The organism is Bacillus sp. 05T31 (assembly GCF_056396725.1).
This window is the reverse complement of sequence record NZ_JBFTMA010000839.1, coordinates 1-1,672: the sequence shown is the minus strand read 5'-3', so window position 1 is coordinate 1,672 and position 1,672 is coordinate 1. Positions and strand designations below refer to the sequence as shown.

1 protein-coding gene and 1 pseudogene are annotated in these 1,672 nt (G+C 34.4%); one reads left to right on the top strand and one right to left on the bottom strand.

What is annotated here, in order from left to right:
- A pseudogene (locus AC1DJR_RS28970) lies at positions 1 to 196 on the bottom strand (MBOAT family O-acyltransferase); the annotation flags it as partial.
- Positions 197 to 422: 226 nt separating this feature from the next.
- Here AC1DJR_RS28970 and AC1DJR_RS28965 point away from each other — a divergent pair.
- Positions 423 to 1,672, top strand: a 1,250-nt coding sequence (locus tag AC1DJR_RS28965; protein WP_477004146.1) for an MBOAT family O-acyltransferase, incomplete at its 3' end; no start/stop codon positions are given.

Sequence of the window (1,672 nt, the reverse complement as noted above, 5' to 3'; positions counted from 1 at the left end):
GCACGAGTAGGCCGAAGCAGTAGTTTAATATAATAGAAAAGAGCATTAAGAGGACGAATCGAGGTTCTCCCCATGCATAGAAAATTAAACTAAATGCAAGTAATACGAAATTACGTAGCTCGGCACGCACTATAAAATAGAAAAATAATACGAGAGGTAAAAAGATAAATAAGAAAACAGAACTACTAAATACCAAAGGACTCTCCTCACTTTTTTCAAAATACATTTCGTGCAAAAAACCGACATTTCTATTATATATTCTTTTAAATAAAAGTGCCTTTAATATTTTATCATGTTAATAATTCGATTGAAATGATTATCCTATATAATAGAAGAAAAGGGGAGCGGAATCCTTTTGACACTCACTATTTGGATAAGATAAGATGAATAAGGTGTGATTTGTTTAGAAGGGAAGAGATGGTGTGTTATTTAACTCATTTGAGTTTATTTTTTTATTTTTACCGATAGCATTTCTTTTATATTTTCTATTAAATAAATTTGGACATGCTACATTAGCGAAAGCTTGGCTCGTTGCGGCCTCTTTATTTTTCTATAGTTATTGGAATGTGAAATATTTACCGCTTATGTTAGTGTCGCTCATTGTGAACTACTTTATCGGAATGAGGCTCGTAAAACATAAGAGTAAACTTCTTTTAACGGTAGGGTTAATATTTAATATAGGAATGCTTAGTTATTTCAAGTATTATGATTTTTTCTTACAAAATGTTAATGCATTAATTGGAACTCATTTTACATTATTATCATTAACGTTACCGCTCGCGATTAGTTTCTATACGTTTCAAAAGATCGCATTTTTAGTAGATACGTATCGCGGGGAAACGAAGGCATGTCATTTTCTTGATTACGCATTGTTTGTAACGTTTTTCCCGCAGCTTATTGCAGGGCCGATTGTACATCATGCRCAAATTATGCCGCAGTTTGCGGATAGTAGCAAAMWGCGCTGGCAATCGAAGTATATYGTTCTTGGTATATTTGTATTTGCAGTTGGTATTTTCAAAAAGGTAGGTATTGCAGATGTATTATCACCCCTTGTACATGAAGGGTTTGATGTGCAGCAATCATTAACATTTGTTGAAGCGTGGCTTTCGTCGTTAGCGTTTACGTTCCAATTGTATTTTGATTTTAGTGGATATAGTGATATGGCAATTGGAATCGCTTTAATGTTTAATATTAAATTACCTCAAAATTTTAATTCACCGTATAAAGCAGTGAATATACAAGATTTTTGGCATCGTTGGCATATGACGCTTAGCCAGTTTTTAACGAAGTACGTATACATTTCTCTAGGAGGAAATCGAAAAGGAATTACGCGTACATACGTAAATATTATGATTGTATTTTTAATAAGTGGACTTTGGCACGGAGCTGGTTGGACATTTGTTTTTTGGGGATTCTTGCACGGYTTGGCTTCTGTTATTCATCGCTTATGGAGTAAAGCAGGAGGGCGCATGCCAGCCTTTGCTGGTTGGTTCGTTACGTTTTTCTTCATTAATATAACGTGGGTATTCTTTAGGGCAACATCGATGCATGATGCGGTGAAAGTGTTAAAAGGAATGTTCGGACTAAATGGTATCGAATTAGCAAATAGCGTATTCCCAGCATTTATAATAGAGAAGCTGCAATTTTTAAAAGAGTACGGTGTTTCATTTAC